This is a genomic window from Anaerotignum sp. (assembly GCF_031981185.1).
In the GTDB taxonomy this organism is placed as follows: Bacteria; Bacillota; Clostridia; order Lachnospirales; family Anaerotignaceae; genus Chakrabartyella.
Genome location: NZ_DALYUL010000001.1, coordinates 114,092 through 133,410 on the forward strand (window position 1 = coordinate 114,092; position 19,319 = coordinate 133,410).

Sequence of the window (19,319 nt, forward strand, 5' to 3'; positions counted from 1 at the left end):
ATATTCCAAAACCCTTCTATCCGGAAAATACTTGACAACCGTTTGGCTATCACTAAAAATAAAATCACCGCTATCATCCTTGGTGCTCCAGTCCACAGAGAAATTTCCGAAAAAACCTTTTAACGTATTTTCCATGTCCACGCGGCTAACCATGCCGTCCTTTTCAAATGCAGCAACCTGCCGCAACCCGCTATAGCGGTAGGGTAAATCTGCCCACTGAGGTAAAAATAAATTGCGCCAAATAACAGATGCCCCTGTCTTCTGCCCCGTGGATATGTACGTCATTGCTCCCCCATCATTCACCAGTTTCTCATAAAATGTAGATGCGGATTGACTTTTGATCGTTGTAAAACAGACACTATCATTTGTTTTAGAATTTACAAAATATGCTCTGCTCTCCTCACCGGGACGTCTGGAAGGGATGATAGTAATATAATCAAAGGAAGTTACCTTATTGTTCTTCAATTTCTTATACTGGCTTAAATACTCATCCGCCGAAACCATAAAGTCATATTGCATAACAATGCAACGTCCCCCAAGAATTTCCTTCCAATCGGCAGTGACAAATTCCACTTTGTTTTTTCTATCTGATAAAATTTCATTTAATACACCGTTTGCCTCCTGCAACAAAGCGCTTGTCCCCATTTGATCGGGATAATACACAGAAAAAGTTCCCTTTCCCTCCCCCACTGCATAGCGGGTTGCCAAAAGAACATTACCATCCGCTTCCTTACTGGTGCTAGCATTTGCCTTTGTTAATATATCAAAAAAGTTATGACTCGATGTTCCTTCAAGCCATAACTCTCCTGTTTGAAAAACCGCAGCTATGACCAAAGCAACAATGACAAAATTCGTGATTTTGTATAATTTCATTTGATCCCACCGCTTTTTCTATAATTTTTTTATTTATTATCTTGCCCTACCCCAGGCAAAGCAATCATATTCTTTAATTGTTCCTTCACACTCAAGGGCATTCTCTTAATTTCGAAGCTATATGTGGCATTATCATAACATTGGCTACTCACAGAAACATCTATATAGTTGGTACCTAGCTTCAATGGAAGAGCAATACTAAAAATGCCCAAAGAGCCCACTTCAAAACTATCGCTGTAATCCTGAAGGGTATTCCCTTCTGCATCCCTTCTGGAAACAATCACAGAAATATCCGCAAAGGGAATTGTTTCACCATAAACAATACGAGTATCCTCAAAGGTAGCATCCTGTTTTTCCTCTTCAAAAGTCAGTCCACTGGATATTGCTATGGGCGTAGGATTACAGAATTCCTGTGCAAAGGTGTAAACGGGCGAAAAAGATAAGAGCAACATCATGACAAATACTGCAATACACTTACTTCTCTGTTTCATTCCCTGCACCTCCATTCCATTGTAAATACCCAATCATTATACATATATAGTATTATACAACGGAAATATTACATTCATGTTACAACGCGCTTACAGTTTTATAACAACTTTTTCCACTGCAAATCAAGCGGTTTTTTTACAGCAAAAGTGAGTTGTTATGCTTCTTTGCACGGAGGTTCAGGCGGCTTTTTAGGAAACCACATGGTCATGGTAGTTCCTTTTCCATATTCGCTTTCTGCTGTCAACTTACCTCCATGGCTTTCCATAATTTCCTTCGCAATAGCAAGTCCAAGACCTGTTCCTCCCATTGCTCGGCTTCTGGCTTTATCCACACGGTAAAAACGCTCAAAAATACGAGGTAAATCTTCTCTTGCAATTCCCATTCCCGTATCTTTTACAGAAATCTTATAATAGATATCGTCCTCTGAAATATAAATTTTAATGGATGCTTGTTCCAAGCTATATTTCATTGCATTGGTAACAATATTATTCACAACCTGACCAACACGATCTCTGTCGCCATGAATCACGACATCCTCCTCGTAAGGTTCAAAGCTGAGCTGTTGGTGTTTGCCTTCGGCATGAATTCTATTTTGCTTCACTGTTAAGGATAAAAACTCGTTCATTTCTATTTTAGTAATATCCAAAAGCACCTGCTTATTATCAAATCTGGAAAGCTGTAGCAAATCACGAACTAAGAACGCCATTCTGTCAGCTTCGCTATCGATGATACCTAAAAACTCCATGGCAATTTCCTTATCATCCATGGCACCATCCATAAGGGTTTCCGTATAGCTTTTGACTGTTGTAAGGGGTGTTCTCAACTCATGGGATACATTGGCCACAAATTCCTTACGCATATCATCTAGCTTCTTCTGTTCTGTAATATCCTGTAAAACAACAACCAAGCCTTCAATTTGCCCTGTAGCATTATAATATGGCGTAAATGTTGCGCTGATAAATTGCTTACCCACAGGGAAAGTTACTCTTTTAGAGGGTTCCGTTCCTACATCCAGATAGACTCCTGAATTAATATCATAGTTTCGTATAAAGGTGGAAAAATCCATGTCTATTTTATCCACCTCAAGCATTTCTGTTACGGCAGTATTGGCAAGCATAAACTCTCCATCTTTGTTAAAGGAAATCACACCATCACTCATATTATGCAATAGAATCTCCAAGCGATTTTTTTCCTGATAAATCTCGGACATGTTTTTGGTTAGTTCAGAAGCCATATAATTAAAGCTACTGGTCAACTGCCCAATTTCATCGGAGCTTCTGACCTTGAGGCTTTGTTCAAAATTCCCCTCCGCCATATTCTTGGCGCCCCTGGTCAGTGCCAAAATGGGTCCTGTCAAAGTTTGGGCAAATACATACCCCATAATAACAGCCAAAAGAAGTGCTATGGCAACAGCGATAATGATGGTTTTCGTTGTTTGGTTAAGGCTTGCCCGCATATCTCCCGCATCCAAACGGGTATAAATGATACAGACAACCTTTCCGTCCTCCCCCAGAATAGGCACCGCATAGCTCATCCATTCCTTCAAAAGGTTAAACGTATCCGTGCTTTTCTTCCCAGAGGAAAAGGAAGCCGTTCCGTTCATGGCAGCTATAATCGCCTGATCTGTGTAGGGTTTTTTCACTACAGTGTTGGAGGCAATTGTATTGCCTTTGGCATCCAGAATGTTACCCTGTATGCCTGCATTGGTAACTGTCTTAAGGAGGGTATCCTGAATATCCTTTAAATCATTCACTTTAACAACTTGCTCGTCAATCTTTTCAGCACATGACACCAACTGCCATCTGGATTTTTCAAGCTCTATATTTCTAAGGCTCAATAAAATATAGGAACCGCTGACAATCATTACAATCAGCACCAGTCCAAGATACATGATAATTAATTTCCACTTAATACTTCGCAAAGGCTTCAACCCCGCCTTCCTTAGCAATCAAAATAATAGCCCACACCTCTTTTGGTCAATATATATTCGGGTTTTCCTGGATCATCCTCCAATTTTTCCCGCAAGCGGCGAACCGTAACATCAACGGTACGAACGTCTCCAAAATATTCATAACCCCAAACCTTCTCCAAGAGGATTTCTCTGGAAAACACCTGACCCTTTTGTTGGGTAAGGAATTTTAATAGTTCAAACTCACGCAGTGTCAGCTCTAATACTCTACCATCCTTACGTACCTCATAGCGCTCTAAATTAATGTTCAACCTACCGAAAACCATACCCTCCGCCTCATCTGGGATGGTCTCCTCTTGCACAATTTGGCGTCGCAAATTTGCCTTAACCCTGGCCATTAGCTCTCTTACACCGAAGGGCTTTGTTACATAATCATCCGCACCAAGCTCAAGACCCAGAACTTTGTCCAATTCCTCAGCACGAGCAGTAAGCATAATGATGGGTGTATTTTTCTTTTCTCGTATCTTTTTACAAGCCTCGTATCCATCCATCTTAGGCATCATAATATCCAGCAAAATCAAATCCGGATTTTCTTCCATCGTCAGCCGAACGCCCTCTGCTCCATCACCGGCTCTTAAGATGTTGTAGCCTTCCTTTTTCAAATTGAATGCAATAATATCAACAATGTTTTTTTCATCATCTACAATAAGTATTTTTTTATCCATTTTTCTCCCCCATAGTATAGGTCAGAATTCTTTATTATTTTATTATACAAAAAATTTTATAAAATGTACAGTTCTTACAGCCACATCTATAAATTACAAGTTAGCCTAAAAAGCCTAACTTCATAGGCTTTTGCTGTTTTCCCAACAATATCCTTGTTTTTTGTATGTCTGACCTGGTGCATTCCTTACAAAGCAATTTTTAATGAATCCTAAAATCCCCATATCCAAAGAAAAAACCCAGCTATTGCAGAAGAACTGCCAAAATATTTTATTCTTTATGTACGCAAGGCATGATTCCTAAATAAAGTCTTTTAAAATTGCTCTTAGTCCTGTTACTTTAGACTTACCTTTGTCAAAAAAGTTCCAATAAAACGTCCGCCCCTTTACACTTTTCTTTTTAGCAGAAAAAAGGACCGTTTTACAATCAATAAAATTCTATTATCCTTGTTGTGCTATTTCTCTCCTTTGTATTTCTTCAACAAACTTAATAACACACTCATGTCAATGGGCTTAGGAATATGCTCAGTCATTCCCGCCGCCATGGTCTCCCCAATATCTGATGGAAATGCATTAGCAGTCATGGCTAAAATGGGTATGATTTTTGCATCCTCCCGTTCCATTTTGCGTATTTCTCTGCTTGCTTCATAACCGTTCATAACAGGCATTTGTATATCCATGAGAATGGCAAGATATGTGTTTTCTGGGGATTGTCCAAAAAGAGTGAGGCACTCCCTTCCATCTCCTGCGACATCTACAACTAAACCGTACATTTCCAAAAGAGTTTTGGCAATCTCAACATTAATTTCATTATCCTCAGCCAAAAGAACTCTAGAATTTTCCAGTTCAGCCAAAATACCTGTCTCCACTTTCTCCAACTTCTCTTGGGGTTTATTTTGCTTAGGGAGACTGTTGTTTGGTTTCCTCTTTAGCGGAAGCTCAAAACGGAATACACTTCCATTTCCTTCCTCACTTTCCACATAAATATGTCCTCCCATAAGCATGGCAAGATTTTGGGAGATTGCTAAGCCCAGCCCTGTGCCTCCGGATACCAAGCCGCCCTCCCCTTGTTCAAAGGGAAGAAATATCCTTTCCAAAAAACTTTTTTTAATGCCTATTCCGTTATCTTGCACTTCAATTTGCAGTAAACTCTTGTTATCATCTAAATTTCGTCCTCTAACAGACAAAAGGATTTCACCCTTAGGCGGCGTATATTTGAAAGCATTGCTTAACAAATTAATCAAAATCTGATTCAATCTCAATGGGTCACCTTCAAAAACACCCCCTGTTCCTTCTTTTAACAACACAGAAAACCTTTGCTCCTTAAGCTGCCCTTGTGTATAGCCATAGACAACTGCCTCCTGAAGCAAATCATGAATATCAAATTCCTTTATGTTAAAAGGCATTTTACCACTTTCTATTTTGCTCATCTCTAAAATGTCATTAATCAATGCCAAAAGATATTTTGAAGAGGAATTGATTTTTTCTAAGCAATCCGACAGGGTTTCCTTTTGATCCATATTTGCATGGGCAATGGATGCCATCCCCATAATGGCGTTCAAAGGGGTTCTAATATCATGTGACATGCGAGATAAAAAATCTCCCTTTGCTGCATTTGCTTGTTCTGCCAATTTTAACGCATCCTTTAAAGCACTTTGCTGCTGAGCTTCTCTTGACTTTTGTTCATGAATATTTTTAAAATATATCAAAATACGCAGGCTATCTGCGCTCTCCTCCAGAAGCTGAACCTGAAGACGATGCCAGCGATAAATACCTTTGTTGTTTCCTACAGGCATTTCCATCACAATTTCACTATTTCCTTTGTGAAACTCTTTTATCAAAAATTCAGGCATAAATGTATTTCTTGCTTCTTCACGATACTCCCCTTGAACCAAGTCAAAGCAATCGTTCAGTAAAAAGTCATACAACTGCTCATCTCTTGGCAGGTTCCTACCATATTCATCAGAGTCCTTCCAAACGTAGGTTTCTCTGCTTATCAAATCCGCTTCAATAATTAAATCGTAAAGCTGATTTACCGCCCGTAGAAATCTTTGATTAGACATTCGGCTCTGCCTTTGCTCTCGTTGCAGTTTTTCCTCCACCTGTTGTTGTTTTCTTTTGCTTTTATCTATAGAGCGAAGTGTTCCTACAACTTTCTTTAATGTTCCATCTTCAAAAACAGGGTTTCCTTGACAAAAAAACCATTCATACCGCTTATTTTGTTCCACAAATATTTCTATCTCTGCACCGGTAATTTTACCCCTTAAAATTTCTAAAAATGCTGCTTTATGCTCCTTCGAAAGCATGGTGGACTGTTTCATCTTCTCCATATAGTTCCATTTCTTCGCAGCACCCCTCTTATCACATTCCGAAGGATAGTAAGTAAAATAATCATCCCTAACGTAATATTCAAAAATGCCCACAGCCATGTCCACTACCGCCAAACGGTAGCGCTCTCGTTCTTTTAATAACTGCATCTGGGTTAGTTTATTGGCATGAATATCCAATAAGATCAGTAAATAAACTGGGTGTCCCTTTTGATAGTCAACAAGCCGACCCTCACACTGAACCCAAACAATATTCCCCTTTTTATCACACACCCTGCATTCAAAGTGTATTGGCAGTCCCTTTTGTCCTTTTTGCTTAATTAGAGATATTACAAACTCCCTGTCTTCAACAAAAACGTTATCTCCCACCTGATATTTTTTATCTACCACCCCAAAAAAATCATAAAACGTATCACTGGCTTCCAAAAAAATAATGTCGTCAGTCACAGATATCTTTAAAACATACCCGGGAAGGCTGTTAAACAGCGCTTCCTGTTCCGTAAGAAGCTGTTGGGCTATGCCCTTTTCTGTCTGCATTTCTTTCCAAAGCATCACTGCCATTCTATCGCAGTGATCCGAATTTCGGGGAAATATCACGCTTCCTCTAACCCAGCGATATGAACCTTCTTTATTTTGAAGCAGGTAATCATGGCTAATTCTTTGGATTCCTTCATTGTAGTCCATTAAAAGCTGTTCCCTGCTATAAACGCATCTTATTTCAGACTCATGTAGGGGATGTACACACTGATAAAAACGTTCTAACATTTCTTCATAGCTTTTCCCAATTAAAAAGGTGTTTCTCCCATCACAATCAGGCAAAAGATTAACATACTCATCCTTCGTCAAATTTACCAAGCAGCTGTGTACATATCCTTCCGATAAAATGATATCAATATTCTCAAGAAGGTTTAAATGTACCGCTGCATTTTCCCCCTGTACAACGGGGGTAATAACCACAGAAAATGCTGGAATGTTTTCTGCTCCCCACTTTATCCTAGTTACCATTAACCTTAAGATTTTCTTTGAATCATCATCAACTATGGTTTTCGTAAAAGATTTGTTTTCTTTTATGTTTTTCGTTACACATTGGTGGCACTGTTTCTCCCATAATTCACGAAGTCTTTTACAAAAGGCATTTCCTTCTTGCCTTTTTGCCTCATCATTGCAACATAGCACTTCGTGGGTATCCTCTTGCACAACAAATACTGCCACTTCCCCCATGGTATTCAATAATAGTTCAAAGCCGTCTTCCCATTTTGTACTCATTGTGGATACCCCTTTCCAGTTTAAGGTCTACACTTCTTTTTCTTTCACAAGTATAATTTCTCTTCTATTTCATTGTCAACAGGATTTAAAATAGTCTTCCTATCCCTTCTAGGGGCATGGGGCAAGGGAAGCTTCCTCTTTCCAACGCCCCCCCTCGCCCCCAGCAAAAGAAGCGTACGGTTCAGAATGCAACAAAAAGGGTACTCCATAATCTGTCGAAAGATATGGAATACCCTCTAAAGTTTCAGTTAACAACTTCTTTTAGTCTTCTTTCACCCGAAATGCTGCCTGTTCCAAAGAATGGGCTTTGCTCAAGGTGTTGGAACGTACCGCCTCCAAATTCTTATTTGCGCTTGCCAGCATCAGTTTAATTCTATTCAACTGATTGATTTCACTGGCGCCGGGGTCATAATCAATGGCAACCACATTTGACAGCGGATACTGCTTGCGTAATTCCTTTATTACGCCCTTGCCAACAACATGGTTTGGTAAACACCCGAAGGGCTGGGTACAAACGATATTTGCCACACCGGTATGAATTAGTTCTATCATTTCAGCCGTTAAGAACCATCCCTCGCCTGTTTGGTTACACAGCGAAACTACCTTCTCTGCATATTTACCCAGTTCACGAATATCCTGAGGTGAATCAAAGCGCTTGCTCATTTTTAAGGCAGTAATCATAGGTCTTTGATATTGCTCGATGACCTTTGCCACCATATCTGCAATGATTCTGCTTTTTGCAGAGCCCCCAAGATATTTTTCCTTTTGTGTTGCATTATAACAACAATATAATCCAAAGGTAAGCAAGTCAGGCACAACAGCTTCAGCACCCTCTCGTTCCAAGAGATTTACCAAATCGTTATTTGCAGTGGGGTGGAATTTCACCAGAATTTCTCCAACCACACCCACTCTTGGCTTTTTCACATCAATCAATTCCAACTCATCAAACTCTCGAATGATCCCTCGGATATTTTCCGCATAAGTGCGGAATTTTCCAGTGGCAACATCCTTCTTCACTTTTTCATTCCATTTTTCATAAAGTGCGTTAGCAGAACCTTTCACCTTTTCATAGGGACGTGTGCGATATAACACCCGCATAAACACATCGCCATAAACCAAGGCTTGTATCGCCTTATTCACCATCCCTAAGTCAATTTGAAATCCGGGATTTTTCTCCAATCCAACTGGGTTAAGGGAAATGACAGGAATGTTTGGCATACCTGCATTCTCCAAAGCCTTGCGTATCAAGGCGATATAATTAGTTGCTCTACATCCACCGCCGGTTTGGGAAATCAATAGCGCCGTTCTATTTAGGTCGTATTTGCCTGAAAACAACCCGTTCATCAATTGTCCAATGGTAATCAGTGCAGGATAGCACGCATCGTTGTTTACATATTTTAATCCTGTATCAATGGCACTTCTGTCCATGGCCTCCATAATCTCCAGATTATAGCCACAAGCCCGCATAGCCGGTTGTAAAATATTGAAGTGTATAGGAGACATCTGAGGACAAAGTATGGTGTACTTTTCTCTCATTTCCTTTGTAAACAACACTCTGCGTAGGCTCGCATCCCCTTCCTTCAAACTGACACCTTTTTCTCTTCTTTCCTCCAAAGCAGCAATTAAGGAGCGAATACGGATACGGGCTGCACCAAGGTTATTTACCTCGTCAATTTTCAACACAGTGTATATTTTCCCAGAGGCATTCAAAATTGCCTTCACTTCATCTGTGGTAACGGCATCCAGCCCACAACCAAAGGAATTTAGTTGAACATACTCTATGTTCTCCTGGGTTGTTGCAAATGCCGCAGATTCGTACAGCCTGGAGTGATACGTCCATTGATCCCGCACAACGGTAGGACGTTTAGCCTTCCCAAGATGAGCAACACTGTCCTCCGTCAATACTGCAATGTTGTAGCCCGCAATCAACTCAGGAATGCCATGGTTAATTTCCGGGTCTGCATGATAGGGGCGTCCGCCCAGAATAATGCCTATCATGCCCTTTTCTTTGATATATTGCAGGGTTTCTTCACCCTTATCGTGCATATCCCGACGGAACTGAGACCATTCATTCCAACCGTCGTAAACCGCTTCTTTGATTTCCTTTTTGTCGCAGCCTAGAGGCTCAAATTCCTCTGTCAAGCGCTTCAAAACAGTCTCTATTTTATCCATAGCTAAGAATGGATTCATAAAAAGGATGTCCTTTCCTTGAAGCTCTTCCATATTGTTCTTAATATTTTCATTGTAAGAGGCAACAATCGGGCAATTATAATTGTTATCCGCGGCAATGCTGTCTCTTCTTTCATAAACTACCCCTGGGTAGAAAATCATATCCACACCTTGTTCAATCAAATACATGATATGCCCATGTACCAGCTTGGCAGGATAGCAAACAGATTCACTGGGGATGGATTCCATACCCTTTTCAAATATGCCCTTTGAAGAATTAGGAGAGAGTACCACTCGATATCCCAGTTTTGTGAAGAAGGTGTACCAAAAAGGATAGTCCTCCCACATATTTAAAACACGGGGTATCCCCACAGTGCCACGCCTTGCTTCCTCTGCCGATAATGGCTCATAGTCAAACAATCTGTGGCGCTTATATTCATAAAGATTAGGTGCCGGATTCTGATTTTTTTCCTTACCCAAACCTCTTTCACAACGGTTTCCTGTAATAAAGCGTCTATCTCCATTAAATCTGTTAATGGTCAAAAGACAATGGTTGGTACACGCCTGACATCTTGCCATAGAAGAATGTACCTCAAGGGTATTCATAGCTTCCCGACTAATCAGCGTGGTTTGGAAACCAGCTTCATATTTATCCCTTGCAATCAAACCTGCGCCAAAGGCACCCATAATGCCTGCAATATCAGGGCGAACTGCTTGCCTGCCGCTAATCATTTCAAAGCTTTTCAAAACAGCGTCATTATAAAAGGTGCCACCTTGCACAACCATAGATTTTCCCATGGATTGCGGGTCAGCAATTTTAATTACCTTTAACAATGCATTTTTAATAACAGAATATGCTAAACCCGCGGAGATATCTGAGACATCAGCTCCCTCTTTTTGGGCTTGTTTTACCCTTGAGTTCATAAAAACAGTACAGCGAGAACCCAAATCAATGGGGTGCTTTGCGAACAAAGCAATTTTCGCAAAATCTGCCACTGCATAATTCAGGGATTTTGCAAAGGTTTCAATAAAGGAACCACAGCCTGAAGAACAAGCCTCATTAAGTAAAACACTATCAATCACATGATCCTTAATTCGGATACACTTCATATCCTGTCCACCGATGTCTAAAATGAAATCTACATCGGGACGGAAAAACTGTGCCGCTTTATAATGTGCAACTGTTTCAATATACCCTAAATCAATCATCAGGGCCTCTTTCAAAAGTCCCTCTCCATAGCCCGTAACGCAGGAATTACGAATCACAACATCCTCGGGCATCAAGTCGTACATTTCATTCAGGCTTTTCGTAACCACCCCTAAAGGGTTTCCTTCATTTCCCGCATAAAAGGAATACAGTAGGCTTCCGTCCGCTGCAACCAAAGCAACCTTTGTTGTGGTTGAGCCTGCATCAATTCCTAAAAAAGCATCTCTATGATATGTAGAAATGGGTGTTCTTTTTACTTTGTTCTGGTCATGTCTATCCTTAAAAATCTCATATTCTCTTTCATTGTGAAACAAAGGCTCCATGCGACCTACCTCTGCCGACATTTCCCCTTTTTCATATAATTTTTTTAAAATAGAGGTGAAGTTAAAATTCGCCTCACCTTTGCAGGAAACCGCCGTACCATAAGCTGCAAACAAATGCGAGTTTTCGGGTATAATGGTCGTTTCCTCCGTTAGCTTCAAGGTCTCAATAAATCTGCCTCTAAGCTCAGACAAAAAGTGTAGCGGGCCTCCCAAAAAAGCAACATGGCCACGAATTGGCTTTCCACAAGCCAATCCTGCAATGGTCTGATTGACTACAGCCTGAAAAATAGATGCTGCCAAGTCCTCCCTCTTTGCCCCCTCATTAATGAGTGGCTGTATATCTGTTTTAGCAAATACGCCACAACGTGAAGCAATGGGATAAATCACCGTCTGACCTTTTGCCAATTCATTTAACCCCGTTGCATCTGTTTGTAAAAGACTTGCCATTTGGTCTATAAAGGAGCCTGTGCCACCTGCACACACACCGTTCATCCTTTGCTCAACATTGCCGTTGTCAAAATATATTATTTTTGCGTCCTCGCCGCCCAGCTCAATGGCAACATCCGTTAAAGGCGCCGATGTTTCAAGTGCTCTTGCCGTAGCAACAACTTCTTGAATAAATTCTACTTCAATGCTTTTTGCCAGGGACACGCCACCGCTTCCGGTAATCATCACAGAAAAAGAAGCCTCGCCCAATTCATCCTTCGCTTCTTCTATAATATTCATAACCGTTTTTTTGATTTCAGAAAAATGCCTGCGATAGCAGCAAAATACCATTTTCATCTCCTGGTCAACCAATACAACCTTAACGGTTGTAGAGCCGATATCTATGCCCATTTTATATGTATTGCCCATGCTTGCATCATGATACTTCACTTGTAAAACCCCCTTCAATATACTTCTGCTTTCAGCTTTCAACTGCTGCGCTTCCATATATGTTTTTATATCAATCCTAATTTGGTCTGTATATTTTCCTCAAATTATCTTTCTCAAAGTCAACGGTTCCAAAAAACACAAATCTGCTTCAAAATAACAAATTCCGTCTTATGACATTCTGCTCTCCTCCAACCCCTGACTACGAACTGCTACTTAAAACACCAAATTGCTAAAATGCTTCATTTCCACAAAGCATTTCTTACTAAAATAGACTCACTCTATTCACTTCACAAAATTTCATTAAAGACTTTACTTAATTTCATTATATGCACAATCCTAGTAAATTCAATATTTTAGCCCGCTAAAATCCCGTTAAAATTTTTTTACCATGTAAATTTCAACCAATTTTTCCGAAAAAAAGACCATTTCCCTAATAAGGAAATAGTCTTTTTGTCATTCTAGAATAATAATTTCTTCAATTTTTTCAATCTGATGTGCAACAATCTGGTTGTGAGTACGTATGCAGATGAGATTAATTCTATTGATCCCAATCAATTCTCCCTCAATAATCTTTTTCTGGATTGTCGTCACCTTAATACGCATTCCACGGGTAAACTCCCTCCCATGAAATGTAAGGCTTTGTATGGGAAACAACTCCTTGCATTTCTCATAGACCTCAACCATATCCATGTTTTTCACTTTAAAGCTAAGCTCTTCCTCTTGCTTTCCAAAAAGCCTTTGGAAAAGTCGTATTGCAGAAAAAACAATGTAAGCAATACACGCTGCAAGCAACACATCTTTCCAGCCCAACGCCAAAAAGCCTTCCAGCATTCTCAATACCTCTTTTCTATCACTCTTAATCTCAACAAAATTGCAGTCTGTCGACTTTCTGCTTCTAAATAACGCTTTTATAAAAGCCAAACAATAAAACTTTCTCTATTCTGCCCCATAGCAACAGAATCAAACCAAACTTACAAATTTGCTATAATCTCTTTTCTATTTATGCTACATAAATCAATTTATTCATTGGTTTTATATTCTTTATAAATATCTCGCTTTGAAACCCCTCTGTCCTTTGCCACTTGTTTCATAGCGTCCTTTTCCGTCAGTCCCTGCTCCAAATACCGCTGGATATGTTCCGGGATGGAAACTTCTTCCCAGCTAGCCTGGGCCTCTTTTTTTTGCGCCTCCAGCGATAGTCCTTCAATAACCAAAACAAATTCCCCTTTTGGAGCATTTTCTTTAAAGTACGCTATGTGATTTTCTAGGGTTTCCCGTCGAACTTCCTCAAACTTTTTGGTCAATTCTCGAATTACAGCACTTTTCCTATCACCGCCCAACACTGCGGTAAGCTCTTCCAAAGTATCCACTAAGCGATGAGGTGCCTCATAAAATATTATAGTGCGATGTTCTTTTTCCAAGGTCTGAAGCACCAACCGGCGTTCTTTTTTGTCCGATGGCAAAAAACCTTCAAATACAAATCTTCTGGTATTCAAACCCGAAAGCACCAACGCAACCACTGCCGCAGAAGCCCCAGGAGCTACCGTTACAGGCACACCCGCCTCATAGCAAAGCTTCACCAAATCCGCTCCAGGATCCGAGATTCCTGGCATTCCCGCATCAGTAACCAAGGCGATACTTTCACCGTTTAAGAGCTTTTCCACTAAAAAAGGCCCTTTCCCAATTTTATTATGCTCATGGTAGCTTGTCATGGGTGTTTTTATCTCATACCGATTTAAAAGCTTCAAAGTGTTTCTTGTATCCTCAGCCGCAATTACATCTACGCTTTCCAGAAGCTTTAACGTTCTTAGGGTAATATCCTCTAAATTTCCAATGGGCGTTGCACAAAGGTATAATGTTCCTGCTGTATCTTGTTTCATGCCTGCCCCTCCCCATAATAAATATCAAATGCTTCTTGGGTATACTTCCCTGCCTCGCTGTAAATAATCAGCGGTGGATCCACCTTTACCATAGGGTTACCACCCTTTATTCCTTCCACAAGAACCATTGTAGGTGCCTTGTCTCCAAAAGGATGAATGAAACGCAATCTTTTTGGCTCCAGCTTATATTGACGCATAAGCACCAGAATGTCCGTCAGCCGATGGGGGCGGTGAATCATATAAAAACGGCCGCCCTTGTGCAATACCTTGTCAGCCGCCGCCACAATATCCTCTAAGGAACAAAGAATCTCATGCCTTGCAATTGCCTTAGCACTATGAGGATTCACCAGGCCTCCCCCTTCATTCATATAAGGGGGATTGGAGGTCACAACATCAAAAGTTCGCCTGTAAAAAAGAGTCCCAACCTCTTTAATGTCTCCATGTAAAATAGAAACCCGTTCCTCCAGCTCATTTAAAGCCACACTGCGCAGTGCCATTTCTACGCTTTCTGCCTGTATTTCAAGACCAGTAAATTGCTGCCCCTTGGTTTTTGCGGCAAGCAAAATAGGAATAATCCCCGTGCCTGTCCCCAAATCTAAAACGCACTCCCCTTTTTTTACTCTGGCAAAGCTACTCAGCAATACCGCATCCACACCAAAGCAAAAACGGCTGGGGTCTTGAATGATTTGGTAACCATCACGGTGTAAATCATCCACCCGTTCATAATCGTTGATTTTAATATCAGTCCTCATATGCCTTTAATTCCTCAGGTATTACCTCTTTTTTCTTTTTCTTTGACTTGATTACCTTGATTTCATCTGCGTGATAAAAAGCAATGGTAGGTGGGTCATTTTCTTTCTTTCTCACAGCTGCTTTTACCTGTTGAAGCAACACATTGGTGGAAAGAATTTCTCCGGTTCCTTCTGGTGTTGAGATAATGTCACCAACCTTAGGCATTTTTCTGTTTAATTCTTCGTAAACGTCCTCTTCATATTTTAAGCAGCACATCAAACGTCCGCAAATGCCGCTGATTTTCGTCGGATTCAGCGATAGACTTTGTTCCTTTGCCATTTTAATGGAAACAGGCTGAAAGTCCCCCAAAAACGTGGCACAGCACAACGTTCTTCCACAAATGCCAATACCGTTGAGCATTTTCGCCTCATCACGAACGCCAATTTGGCGCAATTCAATACGGGTACGGAAAGCCGCTGCCAATTCCTTTACCAATTCTCTGAAATCCACTCTACCATCTGAGGTAAAATAAAAAATCAGTTTATTACGGTCAAAGGTCATCTCCACATCCACCAGCTTCATATCCAAACCTAAATGGGCAATATGCCCCAAGCAAATTTGAAAAGCTTCAGCTTCTTTTTTCTCATTATTCTCCACCGTGCGGGCATCATCCTTAGTTGCCTTACGCAAAACCTTTTTCAGCGGGGGCACAATGGTCTCTTCTGGGACATGGGTATTTTCCTTAATTACCTGTCCATATTCCACGCCACGGGCAGTTTCCACAATGGCGTAATCTTCTTTGCTTAAAGTCATTCCATCAGGATCGAAATAATACATCTTTCCTGCTTTTTTAAATCGAATTCCTACCACTTCTATCATTGGGTTCCATTCTCCTTTAGCTCCATCAGCATGACCTCCATGGTCAGCCTGAAATTTCCATTCTGTATTAAACGCTCTTTCGCCTTTGTCACAGCCGCAGATTTATTAGCCAACACTTCCATTGGTTCTTTTGCAGCCGAATATAACAATTCTTTTTTGTCCTTTTGAATGATAAATCGTTCGTCCCTTAAGGCTTTTGCTGCCATCAAATCTCGATACCATAATCCAATGATATCTAAAAAGCGAGCATCGTTTTTGAATACTTCCCACTCCTTTGCCAAAAGCAATGCCTCTGATAGGCGCATAGACTGCAATTGGCTCATTTGCAACAAAATATCCTCCCGCATCTGCCGAAAAGCAGCATCCTCAATTAGCTCTAACGCATGACCAATTTTGCCTTGTCCGTAAGCTGCAAAAAAAGCAGCCTCTTCTGGTGCTACCAAATTTTTTTGCACCAAATATTTATGAATTTCCTCCTCAGAAAGAGGACTGATTTTTAAGGTAACCGTTCTTGATAATATTGTAGGCAAAAAAGTCTCAATACTTTCCGCCAAAAGCAAAAATACAGCGTATTCCGGGGGTTCTTCCAAAGTCTTCAACAATGCATTTTGGGCCTGTACCGTCATAGTATGTGCTTGTTGTATGATATATATTTTCTTATCGTAGTGATAGGGCTTGATATCCACCGTTTCCAATATCTGCCCACGTATTTCATCTACCCCCAGTGTTTTTTTCTGGGAAGTCACATAAATAACGTCGGGATGGTTTCCACTGTCAAATACCCGACAACTTTCACAGGAATCACAAGGTTCATCCTGTTTGGCGGCACACAACAAATATTTGGCAAAAGTATTTGAAATCATTTTTTTACCTGACCCGCTCCCGCCAACAAATAAATATGCATGGGAAGTCTTTTTGTTTTTCACCGCCATACGCAAATGACGGAGCAGGCGCTGATTGCCCCAAATTTCCTCGAAGCGATACAATGCGCCCCCCCCCTTTCCAAAACATAGGCAAATTCACGGGGCACTGCCCCACAGTTTAACTGCAAAAATACCTAATTGAAGAAAACATTCCTTATCTTTAAAATTATTGCTTATTAAAACTTTTTAAATTGTTCCACATCCACTACAAACACCGTGGCACCGCCGATATTTACCTCTATGGGTGCCAAAATAAAGCCATGCATTGCACCACAAGATGATGGAAGGGTGGCATACTGGGTACGAGACTTACTGTTTTCTTCAATAATCCCCATCGCTTCCTCTACCTTTTCTTCCTCAACACCGGTTAAGAGAGTCGTATTTCCGGCCCTTAAAAAGCCGCCCTTTGTTGCCAGTCTTGTTACCTGAAAGTTCGCTTTATTGAGATTGGAGATAACCTCACCTGCGTCTTCATCTTGAATAATGGCAATAATTAGCTTCATAGAAACTCCTCCCATCCTATATATTCCATTTGACTTGAAACAATATTTATACAAAAATATTGAAAACACACGCTATGAAAAAAGCGTTTTAAAACCCAAATAACCTATCTAATTGCACCTTTATATGAGAGAAAACAGTTTCAATCCCTTCACTTGCATCAACAAGGCAAATACGCTGTCCTTCCATATCACACAAGGTTTTGTAGCCGTTATAAACCCTTTGATGGAATTCCTGTTTTTCCTGCTCCAGTCGATCCATCTCATGGTTTTCTTCCGATTTTTTCCTGGCAATTCCCGTTTCTGGCGAAAGCTCCAAGAAAAACGTAATGTCCGGAGAAATCCCCCCCGTTGCAATACGGTTTACCTCAGCAACAATCTCACCTAAACCACGGCCAAAGCCTTGATAGGCAATACTGGAATCGGTGAAGCGATCTGTCAATACATGCTTCCCTGCCTGCAAGCTGGGCAATATGAATTCCTCCAAATGTTGAGCTCTGGCAGCCGCATATAAAAGCATTTCTGTTTTCGCTTTCATTTCTCTATGAGAGGGATCCAATAACAACTCCCGTATTTTTTCTGAAATAACAGTTCCTCCTGGTTCTCTGGTAAGAAGAACGTCCTGACTTTTGCTCTTTAAATATGCTTCTATTTTTTTAATCTGTGTGGATTTTCCGCTACCATCGCTTCCCTCCACCGAAATAAAGAATCCTCTCATTTGACACCTCAAAAATCTCTATGAATTCAGCGAAAACATTTTGTGCCTTTCAAAGAGTGGCATGTTTAAGCCTTTCCAATTAATTCTCAAACTTTTTCAAGGAAAAGAATAGAAAAATAATTATTTTTTTATTATACCACAAAACCAAATTTGTGCCTATTTTTTTTACTATGGTAATGCTCCATAATTCTCTATATCCCAGATGTGTTGACAGATTTTTTGCAAGATAAAACAATAAATATAGTGAAAATCAGAGGTTTTTCCCACCAGCTTTAAATAAAATTATAATAAATCCAAGCGATAGAAGTGGGAATACAAGTTAATAGGCGTACACGGATATTCCCCATAACAATATAAGGGTATATCCGCCAAAGTATATTATTCCCATTTTTCCTGCTTATTTTACAAATGCACTATTCTTTTGACAGAGTGTTAAAAGGTTTTCTAGAAACAGAATGCATACTAAAAAAGGAACGTTAGCCGATAAAGCCATACGTCCCTTTGAAAACAATTTTTATTTTTGATATTTTTTGATAATTCGAATATCATCGCCAAAAAACTTCATTTGCTCAAACTCTCCGAAAAATCTAGAGGTTACACGGTCAGAATAAAGGCTCATCAGCTCCGTAGGGCCTAGGTTGGTGGAAATTACAACAGCTCTTTTTGCTAATTTTCTGTCGTTGACGATGCGAAAAAGCTCCGACGTGGTAAATATTGTGGAAAACTCTGTGCCTAAGTCATCAATTATCAAAAGCTCTGCTTCCAAAAGCTCCTGATCCCACTCCTTTGCCTCTTCCTCGTCATCCTCTCTATGAAACCTTTGCTCCTCCAGCTTTCTGAATAACTGCCCTGCTGTAAGGTATAAAACGGTATGTCCCTTTGCCAATAAATCCTTGGCAATACAGTTACAAAGAAAGGTCTTTCCTAAGCCCGTTCCTCCGTAAATTAAAAGGTTTGCTCCGTTTCCAAACTCCTCAACAAATGCCAAGGCTCTACGGTACAGTTTTTCTGCATTTGCCTTGGGAGATATTCCTTCTTCCTTTGAAGGCGTGGAGCTATATAAGGCAAAATTAAAGTTATCAAAATTTTCGACTTTAATCGTATCACGGACATTGGACTGGTCATAGAGTTTGTCCATTAATCGCCTTTTCATACAAAGGCATTGTTCCGTTCCAATATATCCGGTGTCATTGCATTTTGGGCATGCATATTCTATTTCAAGTATCTGGGGTGTTAAATTGTGGGCGTCCAAAATACGACAACGCTCTTCTTCCAAAACTTTCTGCCCAATTTTTAACTGTTCCATCATATCCTTGGCGTCCACCTTGCCTTGCAAAACCATTCTGGCAGTTTTCGTTCCTAAAAGCGCCATTTCCTGCTCAATTTCAGCCAAGCGGGGCAATCTTTCAAAAAGCACAGCCTTTCTCTCCCGCAGCTCTGCCGCCTTTTTCGTGCGCAAGCTATCGTATTCCCGTAATATTTCACGAAATATCTGTGTTCTTGTTGCCAAAGCTCCCGCCTCC

14 protein-coding genes are annotated in these 19,319 nt (G+C 40.5%); all 14 read right to left on the reverse strand.

The window, feature by feature from the left end:
- Positions 1 to 873, reverse strand: an 873-nt coding sequence (locus RTK36_RS00515; RefSeq protein ID WP_312043228.1) for a hypothetical protein, incomplete at its 3' end; no start/stop codon positions are given.
- Positions 874 to 902: 29 nt separating this feature from the next.
- On the reverse strand, positions 903 to 1,364 hold the full coding sequence (locus RTK36_RS00520) for a hypothetical protein (protein WP_312043230.1): 462 nt from the start codon (positions 1,362 to 1,364) through the stop codon (positions 903 to 905).
- Between the two features lie 155 nt (positions 1,365 to 1,519).
- Positions 1,520 to 3,295: an ATP-binding protein gene (locus RTK36_RS00525; protein ID WP_312043232.1), complete on the reverse strand. Its 1,776-nt coding sequence runs from the start codon at positions 3,293 to 3,295 to the stop codon at positions 1,520 to 1,522.
- A gap of 11 nt (positions 3,296 to 3,306) precedes the next feature.
- Positions 3,307 to 3,999: a response regulator gene (locus RTK36_RS00530; protein WP_312043234.1), complete on the reverse strand. Its 693-nt coding sequence runs from the start codon at positions 3,997 to 3,999 to the stop codon at positions 3,307 to 3,309.
- A gap of 452 nt (positions 4,000 to 4,451) precedes the next feature.
- Positions 4,452 to 7,589 (reverse strand): ATP-binding protein, encoded by a 3,138-nt coding sequence (locus RTK36_RS00535; protein ID WP_312043236.1) that lies wholly within the window; start codon positions 7,587 to 7,589, stop codon positions 4,452 to 4,454.
- A gap of 261 nt (positions 7,590 to 7,850) precedes the next feature.
- Positions 7,851 to 12,143: an acyl-CoA dehydratase activase-related protein gene (locus RTK36_RS00540; RefSeq protein WP_312043412.1), complete on the reverse strand. Its 4,293-nt coding sequence runs from the start codon at positions 12,141 to 12,143 to the stop codon at positions 7,851 to 7,853.
- Positions 12,144 to 12,617: 474 nt separating this feature from the next.
- Entirely contained in the window at positions 12,618 to 12,995 is a 378-nt protein-coding gene (locus RTK36_RS00545) for a hypothetical protein (RefSeq protein ID WP_312043238.1), read from the reverse strand.
- Between the two features lie 188 nt (positions 12,996 to 13,183).
- A complete protein-coding gene (gene rsmI, locus RTK36_RS00550; RefSeq protein ID WP_312043240.1) occupies positions 13,184 to 14,044 on the reverse strand; it encodes a 16S rRNA (cytidine(1402)-2'-O)-methyltransferase in 861 nt (286 codons plus the stop codon).
- Positions 14,041 to 14,796: a tRNA1(Val) (adenine(37)-N6)-methyltransferase gene (locus tag RTK36_RS00555; RefSeq protein WP_312043242.1), complete on the reverse strand. Its 756-nt coding sequence runs from the start codon at positions 14,794 to 14,796 to the stop codon at positions 14,041 to 14,043. The genes rsmI and RTK36_RS00555 overlap by 4 nt, the downstream gene beginning before the upstream one ends.
- A complete protein-coding gene (locus RTK36_RS00560) occupies positions 14,786 to 15,655 on the reverse strand; it encodes a PSP1 domain-containing protein (protein ID WP_312043244.1) in 870 nt (289 codons plus the stop codon). The genes RTK36_RS00555 and RTK36_RS00560 overlap by 11 nt, the downstream gene beginning before the upstream one ends.
- Positions 15,652 to 16,641: a DNA polymerase III subunit delta' gene (gene holB, locus RTK36_RS00565; protein ID WP_312043246.1), complete on the reverse strand. Its 990-nt coding sequence runs from the start codon at positions 16,639 to 16,641 to the stop codon at positions 15,652 to 15,654. The genes RTK36_RS00560 and holB overlap by 4 nt, the downstream gene beginning before the upstream one ends.
- A gap of 113 nt (positions 16,642 to 16,754) precedes the next feature.
- Complete coding sequence (locus RTK36_RS00570) at positions 16,755 to 17,081, reverse strand: cyclic-di-AMP receptor (RefSeq protein ID WP_312043248.1); 327 nt, start codon at positions 17,079 to 17,081, stop codon at positions 16,755 to 16,757.
- Positions 17,082 to 17,169: 88 nt separating this feature from the next.
- Positions 17,170 to 17,796: a dTMP kinase gene (gene tmk, locus RTK36_RS00575; protein ID WP_312043250.1), complete on the reverse strand. Its 627-nt coding sequence runs from the start codon at positions 17,794 to 17,796 to the stop codon at positions 17,170 to 17,172.
- Positions 17,797 to 18,310: 514 nt separating this feature from the next.
- Positions 18,311 to 19,306 carry an ATP-binding protein gene (locus tag RTK36_RS00580; RefSeq protein WP_312043252.1) on the reverse strand — a complete coding sequence of 332 codons (996 nt, stop codon included), beginning with the start codon at positions 19,304 to 19,306 and terminating at the stop codon, positions 18,311 to 18,313.
- Positions 19,307 to 19,319 lie beyond the last annotated feature (13 nt).

Bases quoted from the DNA above. Each gene is read 5' to 3' on its own strand.
- RTK36_RS00520 (WP_312043230.1), bottom strand. From the start codon at position 1,364: ATGAAACAGAGAAGTAAGTGTATTGCAGTATTTGTCATGATGTTGCTC.
- RTK36_RS00530 (WP_312043234.1), bottom strand. From the start codon at position 3,999: ATGGATAAAAAAATACTTATTGTAGATGATGAAAAAAACATTGTTGAT.
- RTK36_RS00535 (WP_312043236.1), bottom strand. From the start codon at position 7,589: ATGAGTACAAAATGGGAAGACGGCTTTGAACTATTATTGAATACCATG.
- RTK36_RS00540 (WP_312043412.1), bottom strand. From the start codon at position 12,143: ATGGGCAATACATATAAAATGGGCATAGATATCGGCTCTACAACCGTT.
- RTK36_RS00545 (WP_312043238.1), bottom strand. From the start codon at position 12,995: ATGCTGGAAGGCTTTTTGGCGTTGGGCTGGAAAGATGTGTTGCTTGCA.
- rsmI (WP_312043240.1), bottom strand. From the start codon at position 14,044: ATGAAACAAGATACAGCAGGAACATTATACCTTTGTGCAACGCCCATT.
- RTK36_RS00555 (WP_312043242.1), bottom strand. From the start codon at position 14,796: ATGAGGACTGATATTAAAATCAACGATTATGAACGGGTGGATGATTTA.
- RTK36_RS00560 (WP_312043244.1), bottom strand. From the start codon at position 15,655: ATGATAGAAGTGGTAGGAATTCGATTTAAAAAAGCAGGAAAGATGTAT.
- RTK36_RS00570 (WP_312043248.1), bottom strand. From the start codon at position 17,081: ATGAAGCTAATTATTGCCATTATTCAAGATGAAGACGCAGGTGAGGTT.
- tmk (WP_312043250.1), bottom strand. From the start codon at position 17,796: ATGAGAGGATTCTTTATTTCGGTGGAGGGAAGCGATGGTAGCGGAAAA.